This window comes from Mesorhizobium kowhaii (genome assembly GCF_042431665.1).
Taxonomy (GTDB): domain Bacteria; phylum Pseudomonadota; class Alphaproteobacteria; order Rhizobiales; family Rhizobiaceae; genus Mesorhizobium; species Mesorhizobium kowhaii.
This window is the reverse complement of the sequence record NZ_JBHLYT010000108.1, coordinates 1-5,453: the sequence shown is the minus strand read 5'-3', so window position 1 is coordinate 5,453 and position 5,453 is coordinate 1. Positions and strand designations below refer to the sequence as shown.

Annotated in this window: 3 protein-coding genes and 2 pseudogenes; all 5 read right to left on the bottom strand. The window is 59.6% G+C overall.

The window, feature by feature from the left end:
* A pseudogene (locus tag ACFFNA_RS35350) lies at nucleotides 1–745 on the bottom strand (IS3 family transposase); the annotation flags it as partial.
* A 253-nt stretch (nucleotides 746–998) separates the two neighbouring features.
* The gene (locus tag ACFFNA_RS35345) at nucleotides 999–1,529 is read right to left on the bottom strand and encodes a hypothetical protein (RefSeq protein ID WP_378924530.1); all 531 of its coding nucleotides are present in this window, start codon (nucleotides 1,527–1,529) and stop codon (nucleotides 999–1,001) included.
* 23 nt (nucleotides 1,530–1,552) lie between these two features.
* Nucleotides 1,553–4,771 carry a class I SAM-dependent DNA methyltransferase gene (locus ACFFNA_RS35340; protein ID WP_378924528.1) on the bottom strand — a complete coding sequence of 1,073 codons (3,219 nt, stop codon included), beginning with the start codon at nucleotides 4,769–4,771 and terminating at the stop codon, nucleotides 1,553–1,555.
* Nucleotides 4,772–4,854: 83 nt separating this feature from the next.
* Nucleotides 4,855–5,082 carry a hypothetical protein gene (locus ACFFNA_RS35335; RefSeq protein ID WP_378924526.1) on the bottom strand — a complete coding sequence of 76 codons (228 nt, stop codon included), beginning with the start codon at nucleotides 5,080–5,082 and terminating at the stop codon, nucleotides 4,855–4,857.
* Nucleotides 5,083–5,349: 267 nt separating this feature from the next.
* Nucleotides 5,350–5,453: pseudogene (locus tag ACFFNA_RS35330) on the bottom strand (transposase); the annotation flags it as partial.

Sequence of the window (5,453 nt, the reverse complement as noted above, 5' to 3'; positions counted from 1 at the left end):
CCCGACGGCCGGAGATCGAGGTGTCCGGAATCGCGGCCAGACATTCGCGTGTCACGTCGTCGACGATGTTGAGCACACGGAAGCGCCGGCCGCAGGCGAACTGGTCATGGACGAAATCCAGCGACCAGCGCGCATTCGGCTTTGCCTCGACCAGGGATCGGCGCCCGCGTGCCGACTGCTCGCCGTCTTGCCCGGCGCTTGCGCACCGTCAGACCTTCCTCGCGATAGAGACGGTAGATACGGTTGACCCCAGATGCCTCGCCCTCGCGCCTGAGCAGGATGAACAGCCGCCGGTAGCCGAAGCGTCGGCGCTCGTTCGCGAGGTCACGCAGCCGACCACGCAGCTCCGTCTCTGGCGGTCGGCGAGACTGGTAGCGGATCATCTTGCGATCGGCGCAGACGAAGGAACAGGCCCGACGCTCCGACAGGCCCATGACGGCCTGCAGATGCGCGACGGCTTCGCGCTTGGCGGCGGGCCCTACCATTTTTTTGACAGAAGCTCACGCAGCGCCGAGGCTTCGAGCATCTGGTCGGCGAGCAGCTTCTTCAGCTTGGCGTTCTCGTCTTCCAGAGCCTTCAGGCGCTTGGCGTCAGAGACGTCCATCCCGCCATACTTGGCCTTCCAGTTATACAGCGTCGCCTCCGAGACCCCGTGCTTGCGGGCCAGATCGCCCGCCCTCGCACCCGCCTCATGCTCGCGCAGAACCGCGATGATCTGCTCTGCCGTAAAACGCTTTCTCTTCATCAGTCCGTCCTTCAATCAAGGCCCGGACTCTAAGCTCAGATGGAGGAAATTCTCAGTGGCAGGTCAGGTGCCGCAAACCAGCGGTCGACGCACGCTAAGCACCAACCAAGCTCCCAATCGGCCGACTGGAAACGCCAATAAATGTAGGCAAGGCACCTGCCCTGCCTAGCCAGCGAGATCGGGAAACCGACAAGCACGAGTAGATGAATATGACGCAGCCAACCGAGACGCGAGTGTTTCCGAGGGGTAACACCTATGCCGCTCGGAAGAAACTTCTTCCATTGTCGTAACTTTCCGCCTGGCCAAGTCGGACCAAAGACTGAAGAACGTCGCGCACCTCGGCCACCGTCTCGTCCGGCGCTGCGAACGTCACGGCGATTTCTTCTGCCGAAAGAGGCGCTTTAGCACGCACCATTAGGTCTAGGACGACCCGTGCCTGGTCCAGCCGCGCGGGCGGGAATGGTGTCTTTTTCGCTTTGACCTTCGTCGCCAGGATCGCTTGGATGCGGTCGCCACGATGTGCCAGCGGACCGATCTTGTCGATCTGATACTCGGGGCGCAGCCATTTGATCAAGCCTCGGCGCTCTTCGGCGGCCCGGACTTCGTTCAGCCGGACAAGGCCGTCGAGAATCTGCTCGATGCTGATATCCGAATGCCACCCGTAGGACTTCACGACAGCCGCGTCGAGCCGATCGTGGAGCTCCTGCAAGATCAGGACACGGCCGCGGCTTCGGATATCCTGATCGTTGCTCGAGAGCGCGCCACCCCTCCCGACGGCTTCCATAGCATTGTAAAGCCCGGTCAGAGTCAGGTCGGGGTGTTCGGTAAGGACTCGCTTGCGCGTATCATCGAGTTCCTCCGCAATCGCGCCGATCTCAACGCGGGCGGATGCGCTGGCATTGGGAAAGGGGAAAGCGTCAAAGCACCTCGACTTGGTGTAACGTGGTCTGTCTTCCAGCGTTCCTCCTGCGCTGGACGCCATTGCAGGTGAATGCGACTTGAAAGCACTCCGAGATGGAACGGGTCATCCGATGCGATAATCACCAGCATGTTATCGGGAAGAACCTTTGCTTCAACGAATTGGAAGATGCGATGCTTCATCGTTTCGACAGTGGCGATGTAGCGAGGCAGGCCTTCCAAAGCGGGTCGCAATTCGGTTCTGGGCTTCCCGAACAGCCACCAGTGATCAAGGTAGTCCTGTGAATCCTTGGTAGGAGATTTTGCGAAGGTATCGGCCCGCTGCTTTCGGACTGTCTCAAGAAGATGCTGGTAGACTTCGGGAAATTCACGCCGGACTTTGTCGTCAGTGGCGCCGAATAGATCAATGACCATTACCCTCCGCGCTCTGGAAGTCAGATCCTTGCCGTTCCGGTACTCCCTGACGTGTCGCTCCAAACCTGGCCGCGACCCGAGACCAAGCTCCCGCGCGCGCGCCTCCGTAACGATGAACCCTCCACCCATCAGCTGAACCCCACGATAGCAGATGGCACTGTTAGCGGTGAGTTCGAGGGCGCGATCTGCATTCACCCCGATCGTTAGGTCTGCGTTGATCCTGCCCTTACGTTCGACGAACTCGATCGTGGGCTCGTCGGTGTCGAGGCCAGCCTCTCTTGTCACGAGGCGCACAACGCCATCGCATTCGCCAGCTTCAGCTACGGTCATGGCAATCCTAACTGCGGCGGCATCCTTCGACGCCTTGGTCCATGGATGATCCGGAATGGCGAGCACGAGGGAAACGGGCAAAGTGCCCGTCAGATACCGTTCAAGGACCCGCCGCTGAAATACTTGCGTTATCGAATTGGTTGTGACGAAGCCAAAGCGGCGCAGTCGCGTACCCTTCCGGACGAGCAGTTCGGCAGCACGGTCCCACCAGTACATCACGAAATCTGCAGCAGGATTCATCTGCGGATTGGCGGCCCGCAAGGCCTCGACGTATTCCGCACCGAGCCGCCCGCGTATATCCTTTCCGCCGATGAACGGGGGATTTCCGACGATGAAATCAGCCTCCGGCCAGTCGGCTCTGATCGCATTCGGATAGACGTAGAGCTCATTGCCCTGGCCATCGGCCACAGGCTTGCCCAGCGCGTCGCGCTTCAACTGCGGATGCGGATACCCTGACCAAGTGATGAGCGCATCCTTGGCGTGAACGTGGTCGCTGCTGCCTAAGACGGGCTCAGGAGGCACTGTCGAACGCGTCCGCATGTGCCATTGGATGTATCCTATCCATAGCACCAGTTCGGCAATCTCAACCGCCCGCTTGTTGAGTTCCATGCCGAAGAACTGCTCCGGCTTCACCGAGATGTCCGCCACACGGACAACCGCGTCCTCACCTCCGATATCTTGCAACTGCTTGAGCGCTTCACCCTCCAGTTGCTTCATCCGGCGAAGGGCTACATACAGGAAATTCCCAGTGCCGCACGCAGGGTCAAGCACCCGCACGGATGCCAGATGCCTCAGGAAGTCTTCGACCTCGCGAATGGCGGCTGCCGTCGAGCCGTTGCGAATCGCACGCTCGGCGGCTGATTGATAGCCGATCCAGTCTTCGCTGAGAGGTTCGATGATGGCTGCGTCGACAATGCGCTCCACGTAGGCTTGGGGCGTGTAGTGCGCCCCGAGACGCCTTCGCTCGACCGGGTCCAGCGCCTGTTCGAACAGGGTACCGAAGATTGCGGGCTCCAGATCGCGCCAATCTGCATCCGACGCGTCGCGGAGAAGGCGTATTTCCTCCTTCGTCAGCGGGAGGGATGCGGCGTTCTTGAACAGCTTGCCGTTGAACCGAAGCAGCCGTTCCCCGATACCCGGCGAATAGTCCCCGCGATCCATGTGATGCCAGAGGTCGTCGATTTCGAAGGTGAACCGCGTGGGGTTGTCGAGGCACTTCGTCAGAAGCTCCGTGAAGCCCTTCTTACGGAGCAGTCCCACGTCCTCGACGAACATCGTGAAGAGGCACCGCATGAGGAAAACCGCAACGCTGCGAGCCTCGAAGCCTCGTGCCTCAAGGGCCTTGGAGATTTCCGCTAGTTGTCCGGCAATTTCGCGGGTGACTTTCGCCGTCCTCTGTGCCGGATCCAAGGATTGAGGCTGTTCCCACACGGCCCGTAGAAGATCCCGTGTATCAGGATTCGCGAGCTGGCTGAGTTCGATGCGAAACTGGCGGGCATCGGGATACTGCGCGTAGTGGCGTCCATGGCCGGAAAAATCGGCGTAGAGTTCGATGGCGCGCCCAACATCGCAGGCGATGATGAAGGGCGGATATGGATGGTCGGAGGGTAGTGAGGCCGCATATCGCTCGGCCTGCCGGCGCGCCTGGACCATGACGTGATCGAGGCCGGACGCCGCCGTGTCTGCAGGAGCGGTCTCCGCCGAGGTGAATAGGTCTGCCTGGCCTTCTGGCATGGCTTTCTTGCCACCACGGAGACGGCTCTGCTTCGCCTCGAGGATAAAGCACCCTCGCTTGTAGAGGTCGATGCGGCCAGCTTCAGTCGTTCCGTCCGGACGTTTTCTTTCAACGCGCCGTTCGAACACGTAGTCGTTGAAGTCATGGGCGGCCAATGCAGGATCAGGCCGCCTTACTTCAATCACATCACAAAGCTCTGCCAAAAAAAGGGAATAGTTTGCCCGCTCTTGGCCACCATCAAGATTCGACCAGCGCCTGATAAAATCGGCGTCAAGTAACTTTGTATTAATACCTTTCCCACTTCCCATGCAATAGATTGACATTCCGCAGTTACTAAAACGATAAGGCTTCAGTAAGTGTATTCCGCGCAGTGCAGACCAACTGATGTTTACTCCCAGGCTCCAATGACGCATTCTTTTCACAGGAGAGAAGGCGCGCGCCGAGTCAAGTTTACGCGAGGCTCCAAGAGGACAGAAACTGTTCGTCGAGCAATACACGTCGAGGAACCTTAGGGGCGCCGACGAACCGCGGTAACTCATCCAAAAGGCGGTAACGAAGTGGAGCAGACGAACGAGTGCTGCCGTTTTGCAGGCCGGACGAAGCGCGTCACGGGAGAAGGAGGCGGTCATCGCCGCCTGTCGGGCGGTTCACCGTCCGCGCCGTCCCGCCAGATTCCGGCGATGCACATGAGGGTTGGTCGATCAGCAGCGTCTCAGATGCCGCCCGGACTGGCGGAAGCGGATTCGTGTTCAGCGCCCTCGTGCTGTTCATCGAACGCCTTCAACAGGGCCAAGGACTCCGCAAATGGCATAGGCCCGTTAACTACCTGACTCTCGTTTATGGCGATTGCCACCCTTCGGTGGCGGTCTTCCAGATAGGCTTCTTCGCGTAACTTCATTCGCGCGCGAACTTCCGCCATTAGCTGCCGCGCGTTGCTCATCTGCTGCCATGTCCCATATCGTGATCGTCAAGCATATTGAGCATGGAAAGATGAACACCCAGTTCCGGCGCGGCCGTTGCTGAGTCAGCCTGCCTGGACTGTTCGTCCGTATGGCCAATGAAGCGGATTTAAGACAAAACCAATGACCTGTCGGTAAGCGTCGTTCCGAAAGGAACCCGCTTGCCTCACATCACCTACGCCATCGGCGACGTCCACGGTCGGGCCGATCTCCTAGAATCCCTGCTTTCTGCGATCGCCGGAGATGCAGAGATGCGTCTTCCACGACTTGATGTGGTTCTCGGCAGCGCCGCGCCGGCAGTAGACATCCTCGTAGAGCGCCTTGGCCTTGCCACTTGCAAGGTTGGTGACGA